At 50.0% G+C, this 18,378-nt stretch carries 13 protein-coding genes; 2 read left to right on the top strand and 11 right to left on the bottom strand.

Translation table 11 applies throughout. The features are described 5' to 3' along the window. Positions 1–164 precede the first annotated feature (164 nt). The 4 genes from AC1RVX_RS06720 to AC1RVX_RS06705 form a co-directional block, all read right to left on the bottom strand. Positions 165–773, bottom strand: coding sequence for a response regulator transcription factor (locus tag AC1RVX_RS06720; RefSeq protein ID WP_493215796.1), 609 nt, complete (start codon positions 771–773; stop codon positions 165–167). Beyond that, the gene (locus AC1RVX_RS06715) at positions 770–3,871 is read right to left on the bottom strand and encodes a PAS domain-containing sensor histidine kinase (RefSeq protein WP_493215795.1); all 3,102 of its coding nucleotides are present in this window, start codon (positions 3,869–3,871) and stop codon (positions 770–772) included. Before AC1RVX_RS06715 ends, AC1RVX_RS06720 begins: the two co-directional genes overlap by 4 nt. Before the next feature lie 290 nt (positions 3,872–4,161). Then, complete coding sequence (parC, locus tag AC1RVX_RS06710) at positions 4,162–6,489, bottom strand: DNA topoisomerase IV subunit A (RefSeq protein WP_493215794.1); 2,328 nt, start codon at positions 6,487–6,489, stop codon at positions 4,162–4,164. A 57-nt stretch (positions 6,490–6,546) separates the two neighbouring features. Further along, the gene (locus AC1RVX_RS06705; protein ID WP_493215793.1) at positions 6,547–8,538 is read right to left on the bottom strand and encodes a DNA topoisomerase IV subunit B; all 1,992 of its coding nucleotides are present in this window, start codon (positions 8,536–8,538) and stop codon (positions 6,547–6,549) included. A gap of 149 nt (positions 8,539–8,687) precedes the next feature. On the opposite strand from AC1RVX_RS06705, the gene AC1RVX_RS06700 reads away from it, so the two are divergent. After that, positions 8,688–9,515, top strand: a complete 828-nt coding sequence (locus AC1RVX_RS06700) for a response regulator (protein ID WP_493215792.1) — start codon at positions 8,688–8,690, stop codon at positions 9,513–9,515. Positions 9,516–10,104: 589 nt separating this feature from the next. Here the strand turns inward: AC1RVX_RS06700 and AC1RVX_RS06695 are convergent. Together AC1RVX_RS06695 and AC1RVX_RS06690 are read right to left on the bottom strand one after the other, a co-directional pair. Beyond that, positions 10,105–11,274: a vWA domain-containing protein gene (locus AC1RVX_RS06695; RefSeq protein WP_493215791.1), complete on the bottom strand. Its 1,170-nt coding sequence runs from the start codon at positions 11,272–11,274 to the stop codon at positions 10,105–10,107. A gap of 19 nt (positions 11,275–11,293) precedes the next feature. Next, entirely contained in the window at positions 11,294–11,887 is a 594-nt protein-coding gene (locus tag AC1RVX_RS06690) for a GNAT family N-acetyltransferase (protein WP_493215790.1), read from the bottom strand. 319 nt (positions 11,888–12,206) lie between these two features. Here AC1RVX_RS06690 and rpsT point away from each other — a divergent pair, with 319 nt between their 5' ends. Then, a complete protein-coding gene (gene rpsT / locus AC1RVX_RS06685) occupies positions 12,207–12,470 on the top strand; it encodes a 30S ribosomal protein S20 (RefSeq protein ID WP_422988391.1) in 264 nt (87 codons plus the stop codon). A gap of 284 nt (positions 12,471–12,754) precedes the next feature. Here the strand turns inward: rpsT and AC1RVX_RS06680 are convergent, their stop codons facing one another. The 5 genes from AC1RVX_RS06680 to AC1RVX_RS06660 form a co-directional block, all read right to left on the bottom strand. Further along, a complete protein-coding gene (locus AC1RVX_RS06680) occupies positions 12,755–12,958 on the bottom strand; it encodes a hypothetical protein (protein WP_493215789.1) in 204 nt (67 codons plus the stop codon). A gap of 146 nt (positions 12,959–13,104) precedes the next feature. Next, complete coding sequence (locus tag AC1RVX_RS06675) at positions 13,105–13,650, bottom strand: pseudouridine synthase (RefSeq protein ID WP_493215788.1); 546 nt, start codon at positions 13,648–13,650, stop codon at positions 13,105–13,107. A 116-nt stretch (positions 13,651–13,766) separates the two neighbouring features. Beyond that, on the bottom strand, positions 13,767–15,602 hold the full coding sequence (locus AC1RVX_RS06670) for a CocE/NonD family hydrolase (RefSeq protein ID WP_493215787.1): 1,836 nt from the start codon (positions 15,600–15,602) through the stop codon (positions 13,767–13,769). A gap of 413 nt (positions 15,603–16,015) precedes the next feature. Beyond that, complete coding sequence (locus AC1RVX_RS06665; protein ID WP_493215786.1) at positions 16,016–17,395, bottom strand: sensor histidine kinase; 1,380 nt, start codon at positions 17,393–17,395, stop codon at positions 16,016–16,018. Continuing rightward, entirely contained in the window at positions 17,392–18,057 is a 666-nt protein-coding gene (locus AC1RVX_RS06660; RefSeq protein WP_493215785.1) for a response regulator transcription factor, read from the bottom strand. The genes AC1RVX_RS06665 and AC1RVX_RS06660 overlap by 4 nt, the downstream gene beginning before the upstream one ends. Between the last annotated feature and the right edge of the window lie 321 nt (positions 18,058–18,378).

Genomic DNA, 18,378 nt, shown 5'->3' with positions numbered 1-18,378 from the left:
TATTAGGCGTCGATTGGCGATGTGGATATAGGACCTTGGTCCTATATCCTTCTTGCGATATGGTGGAGTGCAAGAAGACGGGGGCTTCTTTTAGCGGCACTTCATGACGCCGCACAGATTGGGGGAGGGGGAAAGCTGGCTGGAAAACTGCAAAAAAACTGAATTCAGTTTTTCAGCCTTTCTAGCTGATGGATGAGGGCGGCTACAGATTTTGCTTCCATCTTGGTCATGACGCGTGCACGGTGAATCTTGATGGTTTTTTCTGCGATACCCATATTATCTGCAATTTGTTTGTTGAGTTTGCCTTCAGTAATGTGGAGCAAAACCTCGTGTTCGCGTGGCGTGAGTTCGGCCAGATGTGCGGCAACTTTGTCACGCTCTGCACGTATCTGCCGCGCAGACTGGTTGCGGGCAAGGGCAGTTTGTATGGCGGCCAGCAATTTTTCGCCATCGACAGGTTTGGTCAGAAAGTCGTGCGCCCCCTTTTTCATGGCTTGCACGCTGCTGTCTATGCTGCCATTCCCCGTCAAGAATATAATGGGCATGTCGCTTGATGCATTCGCAAGATGTTCTTGCAGCATCATGCCAGTCATGCCGGGCATGCTAAGATCCAACACCAGACAACCAGGCTCGCTTGCATTGCCGCTTGCCAGAAAATCTTGTGCCGAATTAAATGTTTCTACTTCCAGACCCATGGAAGTGATCAGTCGTGACAATGCTTTCAGGATACTTTCCTGATCATCAACTAAAAAGATGCGGGGACTCAAGCTCATAATGAGTTTTTGCTTTGACTTGGTAAGTTGAAATGGAAGCTGGCACCGCTCGTGAGATTATTCTCGCACCATAGCTGACCACCTTGCGCTTCAACAATATTTTTGCAAATTGACAGGCCCAATCCCATTCCCGTTTCTTTTGTCGTGTAAAAGGGCTCAAATAATTTATTGATGCTTTCTTTTGCTATGCCTTTACCGTTGTCAGTGATACTGACAGTGACCTGCGCTGAAGTGACTGGTCCGGTTTTGACGGTAACTGTTCTTTCGCCAATTTCAAGATGAGAAACGGCATCACAGGCATTCATGATCAAGTTAATGATGACCTGTTGTAGTTGCACTGCGTCAGCAACAACTCTGGGACTTACCGGACTTAGTTCTGTCAACACATTGGTGCCACGGTTAACCAGATCATTGCGCAATATGTGCATGACCTCCATGATCAGGGCATTGATGTCTATGTCTTGTTCAAGTTTGTCATTTTTATTGAAAAGACGGCGCAAGCGCTGAATGATTTCACCGGCACGCTTGTCTTCATCAACGATGTCTTGCAAGATGTCACGTACTTCATTCAAATCAACATTCTTATGCATGAGAAAGCGTTGCGCCGCCTGGGCATTGCTGAGGATGGCTGTCAGGGGCTGATTCAGTTCATGTGCCAATGCGCCGGATAACTCACCCAGCGTGACTACGCGTGACAGATGGGTAACTTCGGCGCGTTTTTGTTCCAGTTCCAGTTCGGATTGTTTGCGTATAGTGATATCCAGTAGCACGCCGCGTGAAAATTTAGGTCTTTGTTTTTCATCAAATTCAACTTGTGAAACCGCAGCAATCCAGCGAATTTCACCATTCTCTACAACTATACGAAATTCAGCCTGATAACGGGATTTTTCAGTGATGCTGAAATTGCTGGTAAGTTTTTGCATCGCGCTTCTGTCAGCAGGATGGATGCGTTGTAAAACATCGTTCATGCCCAGGCGCTGATCCGGAGGAAAGCCAAAGATGGATCGCCATTGAGGTGACGCCCAAATTTCATCACGCTCGAGGTCACGAACCCAGACTCCCAAGTTGGCAGCATCACTGGCCAGGGTGAGGCTTTGTTGTACGTTGTGTAAATCGTTTTCTGTCACATGCAAACGGTCATTCAATAATTGTTCGCGTTGTTGACGCTCGTGCTCAACCTCAGTGACATCCCTGACAATGGCGATGACTGAGTCAGCATTGCTAGGAGCGATTCTGGCTTCAAAGATCATTTCCTTTCCATTGATGATGTTGGTAGAGAATTGAATTTCCTGCACTTGCTGGCTTTTATGCGCAGTTTCCACTGCTTGTATCAAATGGTTTGCTATTTTGGATGGGAATACATCTGAAAGGTTTTTATGTATCAGTTTTGTTGGGTCCGTGAAAATCAGTCCAGATTTGGGGGCGTGGACATCCAGATATCTTCCATCGTGACCGATTGTAAAGATAAGGTCGGGTATGGCTTGTATTAATGCCCTATTTTTGGATTCGCTTTCGCGCAATGCGGCTTCAGTCTGTTTGCGTTCTGTCACGTCACGAATGACGCCAACAAAATCAGTAAATTCGCCAGAATCATCGTGTACAGGGGATATGCTTAACTCATTCCAGAATGGGTTACCATTTTTCCTGTAATTTAATATTTCACCAGAAAATGCTGCTTTATTCTGGATGGCATTTTGTATTTCATTGAGGGTGGTGTCATTTGTTTGTGACCCATTTAAGAAAACGCATGCCTGATCCAGTACCTCTGCTTCTGTGTAGCCACTGATTTTTAAAAAAGCTGAATTGACAGACCGGATGATGCTGTTACGGTCAAAAATGATGACTCCTTGTGAGACCGCTTTCAGGGCATCGGCAGCGACGCGCAATTGTTTTTCAGCTCTCTTGTAGGCACTGATATCTTCTCCTACCGCTTGAAAAGAGACGAGTTTGTTCTGTGCGTTGAAAAATGCCTGATTGGTCCATCGATGATAAATCAATTCACCATTTGGCATGGAGTAACAGTGTTCATGGGTCTCAAATGCATGGTCTGGCGTCAGTGAAGCAAGTTTTGTTTTCACCGTTTGTTGGTCGGCAACGGGCAGGAGGTCAAAAAAATTCCTGTCAAGCAAATCAGCTTTCGACGAAGAAACCGAACTTGCAAATAATTTATTGACGTAGGTCAGCGTACCGTCTGGTAAAAAGGTGGTGACAAACAGGGGCATATCTTCTGCCAGAGTGCGGTAGTGTCGCTCGCTCTCCAGCAAGGCGGTTTGCGTGCGCTTAAGCACGGTCACATCAGTAATCAGTGCAAAAAATCCCAGTACGACACCGTCCACTTTATGCACAATATATTGTGCCCAGGTGTGACCGGTTTCACCGTTCGCCTTAATCAATGAACGTTCAAATTGCTGGTCCATTCCTTTTAAAGCACCATTGATATACGCAATATTTTTTTGAAATAACTCAGAGCCCATCAAGTCTTGCATATGGATGTTGCGCATTTGTTCAATACTGCGCCCAAACCAGGTCAGGTATTGCTTATTGGCAAAGGTGCAGCGCAAATCGGCAGTCCAATACGCCAGCATACCTGGAATATTATCGGCAATCAGGCGGTTGAACTGCTCACCAGCAGGCAAGGCCATCCCAGTATGTTGCTGATGACTAATATCTGATAAATAAATGCTGATCCATGGCGGGTGCTTGCTGCTATCGAGTCTGTGAAAGCTGAGTTGCACCAGGATCAGGGTCCGGTCAGCTCTCATGATACGTAAGTCATGTTGTGGCGTCGTGCCAGTTGCCATTACTTGTTGATAAGCCTCGGTAAAGATAGCTGCATCAGTCTCAAAGAAATAAGTACTGAGGTCTTTATGCAGCAATGTCAGGAGAGATGTCCCAAGCAGATTTGCCGAAGCCAGATTAGCCTGTCTGATGACGCCATCTGCCGAGATGCCCAGATGCGCTTGCGGTGAGTGAAGGTAAAAATCCTGGTGCAGGTCTGCCCTGACAGGCAGATCAGCTTTGTTAACCGGAGAACTGGTATCCAGACTATCTGTTGGCTTTAGCATGCCGTCGGCAGTTACATTGACCTGTTCAGTCATTGACGTTGTCCCTTATACGTATGATGCACACGTGTTTGCTACGTCGATTTTTCTTTATCTGTTCATCATAGTGCAATATGAGAACCCATCTCATACAAGGACTTACATAAGATGGTCCTGACTGCATTGCAGTTCTCGCTCTTTTTACAAGTTTATGCTACTTGTACAGTCATCACTGTGTCTTGTTGTGACAACTTTGCGTAAACCCCGTAAAAATGGCTTCATTAAGTTGAAGGTACTGACTGAAGCCATTGTGTAAAGAGCGAGGGAGTGTGGTTTTTACGTCAGTTTTACTCTTTCGCCACTATCCTCTGCAAGCTGCTAGCCTTGATCTTGGCTTCCAGTGCCTTGCCCTTGCGTGCACGGGCACCAATGTGAATGCCCAGGCCGCTGGCGCTCAGACTGACCTCTTGCGGTTTGCCGCCACGGCCCAGGCCGACGACACGCACGCCGCGCTGGCTGATGGCCTGGGTGGACAAGAGGCTTTCCTTGTCTTCCAGTTGCATCAGGATAACGCCACGGCCACCGCTGGACAGCTGCTTGATTTCTGTCAGGCCAAAGACCAGCAGGCGGCCTTTTTCTGACAGACAGGCAATTGCACTGGCGTCACCAGCAACGATGGCGGGTGGCAGTGGCACATCGCCTTCTTCCAGTGTCATGAAGGCTTTACCGGCTTTCATGCGGCCTACCATGTCGCCCAGTTTGGCGGTGAAACCATAACCTGCGCTGGACGCCAGCAGCAGGGTGATGTCGGCGTTACCGGCAAAGTAATGCAGGATTTTTGTGCCAGGTGCCAGGTCGATCAGGGTAGTGACCGGTACGCCATCACCACGCGCACCGGGCAGGGCAGCAACGGGCACGGAATACACGCGACCATTGGAGCCAAATACCAGCATCTGATCTACTGTGCGGCATTCAAACGTGCCGTACAGACTGTCGCCTGCCTTGAAGGTGAACTGACCGTTGTCATGGCCATGGCCAGTACGTGCACGTACCCAGCCTTTTTCGGAGATGACAACAGTCACCGGTTCATCGACCACTTTTTGTTCTACCGATGCTTTGGCGGCTTCTTCGATAACGGTGCGGCGGGCATCGCCGTATTGCTTGGCATCGGTTTCGATTTCCTTGATGATCATGCGTTTCATCGAGGACGGGTTGTCGAGCAGGTCGTGCAAGGTCGCTTTTTCTTTACGCAGTTCAGCCAGTTCCTGTTGTATCTTGATGGATTCCAGTCTGGCCAATTGGCGCAGGCGGATTTCAAGGATATCTTCAGCCTGGCGATCAGACAATTTAAACGCCTGCATCAACGCCGGTTTTGGCTCGTCCGATTCGCGGATGATGCGTATGACCTTGTCAATATTCAACAGTACCGCTTCACGGCCTTCCAGAATATGAATGCGGTCATCTACCTTCTTCAGGCGGAACTGGGTACGGCGTGTGACGGTGGTAAAGCGGAAACTTATCCATTCACTGATGATGTCGAGCAAACCTTTCTGACGCGGGCGGCCATCGCCACCTATCATCACCAGATTGATCGATGCCGAGGTTTCCAGCGAGGTATGCGCCAGCAGCATCTGCATGAACTCGGTCTGGTCCTGGTTCTTGGATTTAGGTTCCAGCACCAGGCGTACCGGCGCATCCTTGCCGGACTCATCACGTACCGTATCCAGCACAGATAGAATGACCTGCTTCAATGCTTGCTGTTCTGGCGACAGGGCTTTCTTGCCCAGCTTGATTTTTGGATTGGTTAGTTCTTCAATTTCTTCCAGCACTTTTTGTGAAGAAGTTCCTGGCGGCAATTCTGTTACCACGGCTTGCCATTGCCCACGCGCCATTTCTTCTATCTTCCAGCGCGCCCGCACCTTCATGCTGCCACGGCCGGTGGCATACATGTCGTTGATGGTCGACTGCGGTGTGATAATTTGTCCGCCACCCGGGAAATCCGGGCCGGGGATGTATTCCATCAGTTCAGCATGCTTCATGGCCGGGTTGCGTATCAGGGCCACGGCGGCCTTGGCCACTTCAGTCAGGTTATGCGAAGGGATTTCTGTCGCCATGCCAACTGCAATGCCGGATGCGCCATTCAGCAAGACAAAGGGCAGGCGACTTGGCAGCAGTTTGGGTTCTTCCGTGGTGCCATCATAGTTGGGCTGGAAATCAACCGTACCCTGGTCGATTTCATCCATCAGCAGGCGCGAGATCGGTGTCAGGCGGGCTTCAGTGTATCGCATGGCCGCAGCACCGTCGCCGTCGCGGGAGCCGAAATTACCCTGGCCATCGATCAATGGATAACGCAGCGAAAAGTCTTGTGCCATACGTACCAGCGCGTCATAAACAGACTGGTCACCATGCGGATGCAGCTTACCCAGTACATCACCCACCACAGCGGCGGATTTGCGTGGCTTGGCAGCGGAGTTCAGGCCCAGCTCATTCATCGCAAAAAGGATGCGGCGTTGCACCGGCTTTTGGCCGTCACAGACATCGGGTAGGGCGCGGCCCTTGACGACGGAGATGGCGTAATCCAGATAGGCGCGTTCGGCGAAAGTCGCCAGAGTCAGTGCTTCACCATCGCCGGGTGGTGGCGGGGCTTGATCAAATAAATTTGCTTGTTCGCTCATAATTCTTTTTCGTATTTTTGATACTTGTGTTCGATTCTGTTCAAGGCAGGGGGCTGATTAGATATCGGCTTCAACTGTATTCCCATGCTCTTCCATCCAGGCACGGCGGGCGGCGGCTTCGCCTTTGCCCATCAGCATATTGAAACGATCTTCAGAAAATGCCTGGTCAAATTCACCTAGCGAGACTGGCAGCAGGCGGCGTGTGTCGGGGTTCATGGTGGTTTCCCATAATTGACCGGCATTCATCTCCCCCAGACCTTTGAAGCGGGAAATAGCCCATGCGCCATCCTTGACGCCATCCTTGCGCAATTTATCTTCTATTGCAGTCAACTCGCCCGCATCCAGGGCATAGATTTTTTGCGCCGGTTTTTTTCCGCGCGCAGGTGCATCAACACGGAACAGCGGTGGACGCGCCACACAGATATGGCCACGCGCGATCAGTTGCGGGAAATGTTTGAAGAACAGCGTCAGCAACAAGACCTGGATGTGCGAGCCGTCAACGTCCGCATCAGAGAGTATGCAAATCTTGCCGTAACGCAGATTGCTCATGTCAGCAATTTCATTGAGACCATGCGGATCGACGCCGATGGCAACAGCGATATCATGGATTTCATTGTTGGCAAACAGGCGGTCACGTTCAGATTCCCATGAATTCAAGACCTTGCCGCGCAGAGGCAGGATAGCCTGGAATTCTTTGTCGCGGCCCATCTTGGCAGAACCACCGGCAGAATCACCTTCGACCAGGAACAGTTCATTGCGGGCGAGGTCACTGGATTCACAATCCGTCAGCTTGCCTGGCAAGACCGCTACGCCGGAAGATTTTTTCTTTTCAACTTTCTGGGCTGAACGCAGGCGTGACTGCGCTTGCTTGATGACCAGTTCAGCCAGCTTTTTGCCATATTCAACATGGGAATTCAGCCACAGTTCCAGCGGTGGCTTGGTGAAGGACGATACCAGGCGTACCGCATCGCGTGAATTCAGTCTTTCCTTGATCTGGCCCTGGAATTGCGGGTCCAGCACCTTGGCCGACAAAACGAAGGATACGCGGGCAAACACGTCTTCCGGCAACAGTTTTACGCCTTTAGGCAGCAGCGAATGCATTTCGGCAAAACTTTTGACGGCACCAAACAAGCCTTCACGCAAGCCGGATTCATGCGTGCCACCAGCCGGGGTAGGGATGAGGTTGACGTAGGATTCACGCACCACATTGCCTTCTTCGGTCCAGGCCACTACCCAGGAAGCACCTTCGCCTTCGGCAAAGCCATCGCTTTCGGAGGTGGCAAACTGTTCACCTTCAAACAGCGGGATCAATGGGTCTCCATGTGAAGACTGGGCCAGTGCTTCGGTCAGATAGCCACGCAAGCCCTGGTCATATTGCCAGGTCTGGCTTTCGCCGGTCTTGGCATGGGTCAGTGTCACCTTGACGCCAGGCAACAAAACTGCCTTGGAGCGCAGCAGGCGTTGCAATTCACCTTGTGGGATATTGGCGCTGTCAAAATATTTGGCATCGGGCCAGATGGTGACGCGGGTACCGCTTTTCTTGTCGCCACGTGCCTGTGGCTGGCTGCGCAAAGGTTCGATGACATCGCCATCGGCAAAGGTCAACTGGTGCAGGCCGGCTTCACGCCAGACTGTGATTTCCAGGCGTTTCGACAGCGCATTGGTGACGGATACACCGACACCGTGCAAGCCGCCTGAGAAAGCGTAAGCCCCGCCCGAACCTTTGTCGAACTTGCCGCCCGCATGCAGGCGGGTGAAAACGATTTCTACGGTGGGCACGCCCTCTTCGGGGTGCAAACCAACCGGAATGCCACGACCATCGTCTTCTACACTGATGCTATTGTCGGCGTTGACGGTGACGATAATGTGTTTACAGTGTCCTCCCAATGCCTCATCTGAAGCATTGTCGATGACTTCCTGAATGATATGCAGTGGGTTTTCGGTGCGGGTATACATCCCCGGTCTTTGTTTGACCGGTTCCAGACCTTTGAGTACTCGGATGGATGATTCGCTATAGTCGGACGGAGAAGTATTTTTTTTAGTGGCCATGCGAATGAAAATCTGTTGTTTTGGTTAATCTTGTGATGATATTTTGCAATTTTTTTGTCAGGCTGGCAGAATAAAGCGGTATTCTTGCAGCGTTTTTGCAGCTATTGTAGCTGCAATGATCGTAGCTGCAATAAGTAGGTGGAAAAACGATGTCAACAAAAACTCCAACGATCGCGATCCGACTGCTTGGATTTTCCCCAAAAGAGGAAGAAACCTTTTCAACCGTTCTTGCCGTTTTGCGCGAGAAGGGTTACCGCTATCTGGTCTTAAAAACCGGTAGTCTACAAGATCCTGACCTCCATATTGTCAATGCAGAGGATATTAAAGCATTGGCGACGCTGTCGGACTTAAATTTGGGCGATGCGCAACCAGTGTTGCTTATTGGCAAAACAACCATCAGTTTGCCCTATCCATTCATGCCACGCCCAATCCGCTGGCGTAAATTGTTTGATGTGCTGGATGAATTGATTGATCGCCGACAATTGCTCCTGACCACCCTGAGTGCCTACAGCGCCGTTGCCGTGCCCGAACGCCGCCGTCGTGAACGTCTGGATCTGGATTTGACTGACCCCGTCGATTACCAGAAGATGCGCCGCCCCACGGTTACCCGGGGCGGTATCATGATCGTCGACAAAGACATGCGTTTCCGCGAATATGTGGCCATGATCATGGATAGATACAATATTTCCGTGACCCTGGCCTGTGATGAGCGTAGTGCCCTGATGCTGGACAAGAACAACCGGCATGCCATGACGATGATCAACACGTCCACCCCGGGGCTGGACCCATATCGTCTGTGCAGCGAGTTGAAAAAGCAAAACACTGACCGCAGGACGACAGTAATATTTCTGGTGGATAAGACGTTTAATTATAAAGTTGCTAATGCGCAACAGGCGGGGTGTGAGGGGTTTTTGACCAAGCCTTTATCGCGTAAGCAGGTGTTGTCGACGATACAGAAGTTTTTGGAGTTGAGGTAGGAGGGCTTGCGAGCGTAGCTTCCGTGTTCCAGCGAAGACTGGAGTCTACCGGGTTAGAGCCCGGCGGTGTTTGCTGTATATCGGCCCAATTGAAATTCCCTCCCCTTCAAGGGGGAGGGTTAGGGTGGGGATGGGTTTCTTTTGATAAGCGGCAATCATAGCTTCGTCGCTCCAGCGCAGGCTGGAGCCTAGCGGCGTTCGTTGCATACTTGTGTTGTGTGTAAAACGATTGCCCTTCGTAGACACAAGCCGGGTCTCGGCCCGGCGGCCGAATTCCTTTCTTTGCTTCGCCAAAGAAAGGAATCAAAGAAAGGCGACCGCAGACTTGCCCTTCGGGTGCTTGCGCTACGCTCCAGCACAATTTGTGCATCACAAAAAATGGGAAAGCTTCGAAACTCGCTACGCTCAAACAACGAAGCTTTCTGATCCATTTTCTGTGATGCACAAATTGCTACGTCCCAAGCGGATTTGAGTCAAAAGCAACCCACAACGTCAAAACCGACGGCAACAGCAACCCCCCAACGTCAAAAACAACGTCATTTCGACCGGCATTTATATTGCCCTGTTATGCACTTCCGCACTTTTAATCTCACTTACTCAACAACCTCATCCCCCGTTCCAGCCCCTCTATAGTCACTGGAAACATGCGGTTACTCATAATCTGTTTGATGACGGAGATCGATTGCCGGTATTGCCATAGCCCTTCAGGTTCAGGATTGAGCCAGATGTATTTGGGGAAGGCAGAGGTGAAGCGTTGTAGCCAGGTGGCGCCGGCTTCTTCGTTGTTGTATTCGACGGAGCCGCCAGCCTGCAGGATTTCATAGGGGCTCATGGTGGCGTCGCCGACGAAGATGACCTTGGTGTCGGGGGTGTATTTGCGCAAGACATCCCAGGTCGGGAATTTTTCTGCGTGACGGCGGCGGTTGTTTTTCCAAAGATAGTCGTAGACGCAGTTGTGGAAATAAAAGAATTCCATGTTCTTGAATTCGGTCTTGGCGGCAGAGAATAATTCTTCGGTCTGGGCGATGTGGTCATCCATGGTGCCGCCTACGTCCAAAAGCATGAGCACTTTGATATTGTTCTTGCGCTCTGGCTGCATCTTGATATCGAGGTAACCGGCGTTATTCGCGGTGGCCTTGATGGTGGCGTCCAGCGCCAATTCTTCTTCTGCGCCATGGCGGGCAAATTTTCGCAGACGGCGCAGGGCGACCTTGATGTTGCGGGTGCCGAGTTCACGTTCATCGTCATAATCGCGGAAAGAGCGCTCTTCCCACACCTTGACGGCAGTGCGGCTACCGCCTTTGCCTCCTATGCGTATGCCTTCGGGGTTGGTGCCGCCGTTGCCAAAGGCCGAGGTGCCGCCGGTACCTATCCACTTGCTGCCACCTTCATGGCGTTCTTTTTGTTCTTTTAGCAGTTCCTGCAGTCTGCTCATCAGCTTGTCATAGCCAAATTTCTCGATGGCGGCTTTTTGCTCATCGGTCAATTCGCGTTCCATACGCTTCATCAGCCAGTCCAGCGGGATGTCGGGGCGCTTTTCAAAGATCGTATCTATGCCTTTGAAGTACAGGCCAAAGGCTTTGTCGAACTTGTCGTAATGCGCTTCGTCCTTGACCATGATGGTGCGTGACAAAAAGTAAAAGTCGTCCAGCGACATGCTGATCAAGCCTTTTTTCATCGCTTCCAGCAGCATCAGAAATTCCTTGATGGATACCGGGATCTTGGCGTCTTTCAGGGTAAAGAAAAAATCGATCAGCACTGGTCAGTCTCCCTATTTGCTACGCTTCATATTTAGTATGCATGTATTGCAAATTCTTTTTCACACCCGCCCATTCAGAATTCAGGATGCTGTATACCACCGTATCACGGACGCGGCCATCAGGCAAAATCATGTGATTGCGCAAGACGGCATCACGCTTGGCACCCAGGCGTTCAATGGCTGCCTGCGAGCGGCGGTTGAACCAGTCGGTACGGAATTCGACGGCAATACAGCCAAATTCTTCAAAGGCATGGCCCAGCAACAGCAACTTGCATTCGGTATTCACCGGGCTGCGCTGCACTCGTTGTGCATACCAAGTGTAACCAATTTCCAGGCGTTTGTTATTCATATCCATATTACAGTATCTGGTGGCCCCGACGATTTGGCCGCTGGCGTTTTCGCGCACGACAAAGGGTACGGCTTTTTGCTGCTGTTGCATCTCCAGTGCGATATTCAGCCAGTTCTGGGTATTGTCGGGCGCAGGGACGGAGGTAAAAAACAGCTTCCACAATTCGCCATCGGCAGCTGCAGCCTGGATGTCAGTGATATGACGCTGTTCCAGCGGCTCCAGCGTGACGTGTTTTCCGTGTAGTGTCAGTGGTGTGCAATTCATGGCTAAGCTTTCACATATAAAGGATTGAACAGGTAAACCAGGTAAGTAGGCGGTAAAATAGCGCATTGGTCACTCAGTACATTAGTTTTGCATCGTTTGCCCTCTGGCGCATAGATACAGTCAGGCATTTATTGAGCATGACAGTTGGGCAAATCCTGTCTTATTGCAGCATATAGGCACGGATAATTGCAAGAATCGACAGGAATGCTTGCTAACAAAAATAAATCCAGTTATACTGCAAAGCTGTATAGAATTTTTGCGACGTGGCATTTAATCAAATGTTTTGACCTCGTCGCTTTGACCACGTTTAGGAAATCTCATGGCAAATACCGCACAAGCACGCAAACGTGCTCGTCAAGCAGTTAAACTGAATGCACACAACTCCAGTCAGCGCTCCACGCTACGCACAGCGATCAAAGCTGTTCGTAAAGCAATCGAAGCTGGTGACAAAGCTGCTGCAACTACAATTTTCCAAAGCTCCGTATCGGTTATTGACCGTATCGCTGACAAGAAAATCATTCACAAAAACAAGGCAGCTCGCCATAAGAGCCGTCTGGCATCTGCTTTGAAAGCACTGGCTTAATTCTTTAAGCCTGCTTATAAAGCTTTTTGCGTTGGCAGTGCAGACTGCCAAGCTAGCCTGAAGTGAAAAAAACCGCAATCTATTGCGGTTTTTTGCTTTTGGCGTTGCCATTATATTTGTTAGTGCATGGAGGTAAGTGTACCTGCTACATGACAGTGGCTTGAAGTTGGCGGATTGATAATGGAGAAATGGCGAAATGCCTGGAGGGGTGAGAGGGTTGCTTTAATGCAATAAAAAAGGCAGGGGATAAGCCTGCCTTGCTCTTACACCAAAAAGTGAAAGAATTACATAGATGCAGAAGCGGATGCAGATGCTGCTTTTGCTTTTTTATGTTTTTTCGCTTTTTTAGCTGGTTTGGATGCATCAGTAGATGCAGCCGCTGCGGCAGATGCTGCAGGAGCAGACGCTTTGGCTGAAGGAGCGGATGCTTGGGCGAAAGCAGCAGAAGCAAACAGGCATGCAACCAGAGCGGCGATCAATTTTTTCATTTTAATGTCCTTCAAAAAAGAGTTGGTTAATAGTGATTCAATTGAATCAAGGTCAATAACGCGTCCGGTTACCCGGGCGTTGACAGGGATTCTAATTAATTTATATGGTTTCGGGCATTTTTTCTGAAATTTCGTGCAACTATTGTTTAAAGTTTAACTTCTTGCCATTCTCCGGGTAATAAAGGGTGGGTTTCGAGTGAGTATCCACCTATGCTACTTCTGACCAGGCGCAGGGTCGGCAAGCCAACTGCCGCCGTCATGCGTCTGACCTGGCGATTTTTCCCTTCGGATAAAGTCATGCTTAACCAACTGGTGGGAATGCTGGCCCTTTCACGTACGGGCGGCGTGCGCGGCCATAGCCATTCGGGTGGGTAGATGTGCTTGACGATACATGCCTGTGTCACAAAATCACCCAGGTCTAGCGGTTGGCGTAGTTTCTCCAATGCTTCCTTGCTCGGCGTACCTTCCACTTGCACCAGATAAGTCTTGGGCTGTTTGTGGTCAGGGTGACTGATACGGTTTTGTAATTGCCCGTCATCAGTCAGCAATATTAGTCCTTCACTATCTGCATCAAGCCTGCCTGCCGGATAGATATGTGGAATGTTGACGTAATCAGCCAGGGTAGGGCGGGTGGGATGTGCAGAGAACTGGCACATCACATTAAAGGGTTTATTGAGCAAAATCAGTTTCATGGCAATATGGTAACCGCAAAATGCCAGAAGCAAAACCGCAAGCCTGGCTTCATCTTACAATGCGGAATCAGTGACGCTGGAAACGAGAGAGTAAAATTTACTCTCTCGCTCGTTACCTATATCGGCGCACGAGGGCTCTTACCCACCGGAACAGGAATTTCATTGTTACGACATGGCTGCCGTTGCGTCGCACCGCATTTCGGCAAGTCTTTTGCGTGCGAGTAGGGCAGATACCCCAGTACAATGCTGGAGGGATGCGATGGATCATGCCAGATAGTATTTGTTGAAGCCACATCCAGGTTGCCGAATTGCCAGTACCCAGTTTGCGAGGGGGTATCAACAGTGATGCGAATACTCGATCCCTCCCGAAAAACATGAGCAAATTTAAATATCTCCAGACGCAGCAGAGCGGGTTCGTTTGGCGTCATAGGTTTTGCGGCACCTTGAGTGAAGTCTCCCCAGGCGCGTAGCGTGCCGGAGCGGGTGCTATCCAATTGCCGTTGCGAGGCCCTTAACCAACCCCGTTGCACAAACATTTCCATGCCATCCGGTCTTACCTCGGACAGGGTGACCTGGACATCGGTGTCAACGGCGGTTGTGCTCAACCATAGATCAGCAGAGCCCTCGCCATAAAAACTCAGGTCCTGCGTCAAGGCTGCTGTGGTAAAGGTGGCTTGTCCCTGAGTCGCTTTCACCATGCCCCAACCTTCATCGAAGGGATTGTTGACAGCTGGGCTGGTAACTGGGTATTGATAGTGAGATGTTTCACCAGTATTCGCAGGGATGACATCATTCAGGCCACCGCCGGGCTGCAGCCATAGCCGCATCGGCGTGACCTTGACTGGCAATCTGTCGAACTGTGTGACGTTTGTGGGTGTCAGTGCCGTCTTGCCGTCTGCCCCCTTGCTTGACTGCATTTCTTGCAGCAAATGGACATGCGGTTCCTGTTCGAAACCATTGTTCTCACCTTTGAGGAAATGGGCGTAAAAACGTTTCAAGGTATTGAACATATAGTCCGATCTTTCGCTCGTATGGTGGTCACCGTTGGAGCTGATTAACCACATCTTATCTGGTGCAATGGTTTCTTCGTAATACCCCATACGCGTTCCAACCTCTTCATCTTGCCATGCCTGCGTCCCCAGGGTGGGAATGTTGATTTTGTTGGTGATCAGTACCGCACTTTTCCCGGCGTAACGTGTTCCATAGTAATGATCTTCATTCAGCCACTTGTTCAAATCGATGTCCGGGCGCTGAAGTTTGGCAATATTGTCGGCGACCGTTTTTTCACAATCCATATCGCCGTCTACCTCTTTCGCAATCTTGGCTGCCGCTGCCCAATGCAAGGGAAATTGACTCCACCAGAGAGACGGAAAGCCTACGTTTTCAATTCCTCCGGGGTAGGCAACATCGCGGTATACGTCGGCGACATCTTTGCCAGGTGCAATTGCCACCAATCCTGCCGGACGTTGGGCTGCTACCCAGAGCTGGTCATAGCCAGCATAGGAATATCCAACCATGCCAACCTTGCCGGTTGACCAGGCTTGCCGGGCCGCCCATTCAACTGCCTGGGCACCGGCGGCTCCAACTGTCGCATCGAATATGTGATCGTCACCAGGGGAACAAGCTGTTCCTGGAACGCTTAGCCCCATGACAGCATATCCTTCTGCCACCCAGCGTTGTCCAACAGAAGTGGGTTCGGCACCGGCCGAATAGCCGTCATATTCGATCAAAACGGGGTAACTTCCCGTCGATGCCGGCAAGATGACTGAGTACCGCATCTTGCCACCGTCCGGCAGTGAAATATAACCCCATTTTTTAACCGGTCCGTCAGCTAGCGGCGGGTCCGATGTGACTGGCGGGGAACTGCTGCCGTGGCATGCAGCCAGACTGGTCGCTATCAGCACAAGACAGGTGATAAGACGCCAGCGTACTCTCTGGTTAAGAGTTCTCATAAATTTTCTCCATTAGAAATTTGGTAAGGTGTTTATTGCAGACAATAAATCGTCTCTAATCGGCCCAAACCGTGAAGCCATGAATTCATGTCGGCAGCGAATGAATTTTTAACAGCGCGAATACGATGCATCTGGGGGGGGGCTGGGTTGGTTCCTTAACAAGCAGGAGAGCAGGGAAGGTATCCGGTAGCAGCATGGCATTGGCCTCATAGAGTATCGAAAATGACGGATGCTTTTGTATCCGTTCTCAAGGATTTTGAACGAGGGATATTAAGAACTCTTTAACCTGGGCGGACTATCTACGCACGATGGGAAAAATAGTGATCGGATTGTCGCGGGATGATTTTTTGAATGTGTCAGGCAATATTGCACGGTACCGTTGCGGCTTGGACGATGTGAATTCGGGGGGGGGTCTACACTGGAGCGTGTGAAATATTTTCTATGTCATCAAAGTAGATCGATACGTTAAAGCCGCAACCATCCAATCCTTCGCCGGTTACTATCGCTGCCTGGTGCGAGTCTGCGATGCGCGCTACGAGTGACAAGCCGATTCCGCTACCATGCTGCCCGTTCCCTGCTACACGATAAAACCGGTCAAAAATGCGTGCTCTTTCTTCTTCCGGGATACCTGGCCCGTTATCGGAAACGGTCAGGCATATCTTGTTTTTTTCGCCAATTTTTGTATGCTTGCAAGACACGGTAATATGACCGTCTCTTTGTGTGAAACGACATGCATTGTCCAGCAGGTTGCGTAGCAAGGTGCCTATTTCATCGATGTCGCCCGACACTAAACAAGTTTCTGTATCAAGTGAAATCAGCTGATTTTTGCTGCTTGCAAAGAATTTACAGTCATCCAGCACGAGATTGATTAATCGGGAAATCTCAACAGGAGTATGTTGGCTGGTATCTGTAGAGGAATCAATTCTTGCAAGGTCAAGCAATTGTTCTGACAATCTTGCGCCGCGTTCGACCCCGGCTACCAGGTGCCGTAAAGCGTTATTTTTTTCATCCATTGTGGTAGCGCTGAGAGCAATATGGGCTTGGGCCGACAGTACAGCCAAAGGGGTACGTAGCTCGTGGGCGGCATCGGCAATAAAACGTCGTTCTCCAGCTATTGATTGGCCGAGTCGTTCAAGTAAGCGATTGAATGAATGCACCAAAGCCTGCATTTCTTTGGGTAGCCGGTTGACAGCCAGAGGAGTAAAGTCGAATGCTGGTTTGTCCTGTAGCGTGGCGCAAAGCTCTTTCACAGGTTTGAAAGATTTCAGGATGACCCACCAGATCGCTGAACCCAGTATGGTAAACATTAACGCAATATAGACTCCCCCTGAAATTAATCCGGATAGAATGTCTTGATAAGCGGTCGTGATCGGTCTGGCGATTTGAATCTGTATATGTTGATTGGGGTTGGATATGACATAGACCCGGGACGCTTCGTTATCTATGGTTTCGCGGGAAAAGCCGTCATTAAAATTCGCCTTCATCGGAGTGTCTGGCGCACCCGGTGACCGTATTGCAAGACGACGGTTGACCCACACCTGGAAAATGGTGGAATCTTTCTTGTATGAATCAGGAATAGGTGTCGCCCCTGCCCATGCAGAAGAGGTGCCAAGCACGTCTGTATTCGCTGGCAGCGAATAGAGTATGAGTTCTGCTGAACCGCGCAACATGGAATCGACCCATCCTTTATTCTCCCACCACATGAAATTGACCCAGAACAGACCCCAAAAAATCCAGAACATGACAATGGTCAGCATCAAAGCTGCCAGCAGGCGAATTTGTAATGATTTCATCGGTGATTTTCACCTAGTCGATACCCAAAACCGTGTACCGTGGTGATCAATTCGTCTCCCAGTTTACGTCGCAACTGATGTACATAGACGGCGATGGTGTTGCTTTCTATCGCAATATCTCCGCCATACATTGCATTTTCAATTTGTTCCCGCGTTACTACCTTTCCAAGACGTTCCATCAGCGTTAGCAAAGTACGGTATTCATGGCTGCTCAGTGCGACCGGTTTGCCAGCCTTCATGACGACACGTTGAGTTGGGTCCAACGTAACATCCTGATAGTTAAAAGAAGAGGATACGCGCCCCTGGGCACGACGTATGACGGCACGCAACCTGGCGTACAGTTCACTAGGCTGGAATGGCTTGACGATATAATCATCAGCCCCTGCATCCAGGCCACTTATCCGGTCACTCAACTGGTCGCGTGCAGTCACAATCAGCACAGGGGTGGGGTCGTAACTCGCCCGCATGGTTTTCAATATACTTAAACCCGACTCTCCAGGCAGACTGAGGTCAAGTAGTATGGCTGAATAATGGTGATCGATCAGGGCTATGCGAGCCGACCTGGCATCTGCGACCCAGGTCACTAACCAGTCATGTTGTTGCAAGCCAGTCCGCATGGCTTCGGCCAGCATGACATCGTCTTCTACTAACAAGATTTGCATCGTGTCCTCAAAATAATCTGACCCTGGCACTGGGCGAATTTACATACTTGTTTTCAATTTTGGAGGCGGATATCAACGTTGCTGCCAGTGACTGATGTTCACAAAGTGAAATGATGAGGTATGACTGCCAGCGACGCTTTATCGTTCCCGTCTGCTCAAGGATTCTAGTAGTCGCAAATTAAGAATTTATTAATACTGATTTGTTGATTTAGATACATATTGTTATATTGCTATTTCATATGCTAAAACGAGAATGGCAGAACTCGGATATTTATTATCTTGTTTGAAGCTTTGATCAGGGAATTGAGTATAAAGTTGCAA

Source organism: Undibacterium sp. GW821-FHT11B02, from assembly GCF_058808955.1.
Note: the sequence above shows the minus strand (reverse complement) of the source record. Positions and strands in the feature narration are given on the sequence as shown.

Bases quoted from the DNA above. Each gene is read 5' to 3' on its own strand.
- AC1RVX_RS06720 (WP_493215796.1), bottom strand. From the start codon at position 773: ATGAGCTTGAGTCCCCGCATCTTTTTAGTTGATGATCAGGAAAGTATC.
- AC1RVX_RS06715 (WP_493215795.1), bottom strand. From the start codon at position 3,871: ATGACTGAACAGGTCAATGTAACTGCCGACGGCATGCTAAAGCCAACA.
- parC (WP_493215794.1), bottom strand. From the start codon at position 6,489: ATGAGCGAACAAGCAAATTTATTTGATCAAGCCCCGCCACCACCCGGC.
- AC1RVX_RS06705 (WP_493215793.1), bottom strand. From the start codon at position 8,538: ATGGCCACTAAAAAAAATACTTCTCCGTCCGACTATAGCGAATCATCC.
- AC1RVX_RS06700 (WP_493215792.1), top strand. From the start codon at position 8,688: ATGTCAACAAAAACTCCAACGATCGCGATCCGACTGCTTGGATTTTCC.
- AC1RVX_RS06690 (WP_493215790.1), bottom strand. From the start codon at position 11,887: ATGAATTGCACACCACTGACACTACACGGAAAACACGTCACGCTGGAG.
- rpsT (WP_422988391.1), top strand. From the start codon at position 12,207: ATGGCAAATACCGCACAAGCACGCAAACGTGCTCGTCAAGCAGTTAAA.
- AC1RVX_RS06680 (WP_493215789.1), bottom strand. From the start codon at position 12,958: ATGAAAAAATTGATCGCCGCTCTGGTTGCATGCCTGTTTGCTTCTGCT.
- AC1RVX_RS06675 (WP_493215788.1), bottom strand. From the start codon at position 13,650: ATGAAACTGATTTTGCTCAATAAACCCTTTAATGTGATGTGCCAGTTC.
- AC1RVX_RS06670 (WP_493215787.1), bottom strand. From the start codon at position 15,602: ATGAGAACTCTTAACCAGAGAGTACGCTGGCGTCTTATCACCTGTCTT.
- AC1RVX_RS06665 (WP_493215786.1), bottom strand. From the start codon at position 17,395: ATGAAATCATTACAAATTCGCCTGCTGGCAGCTTTGATGCTGACCATT.
- AC1RVX_RS06660 (WP_493215785.1), bottom strand. From the start codon at position 18,057: ATGCAAATCTTGTTAGTAGAAGACGATGTCATGCTGGCCGAAGCCATG.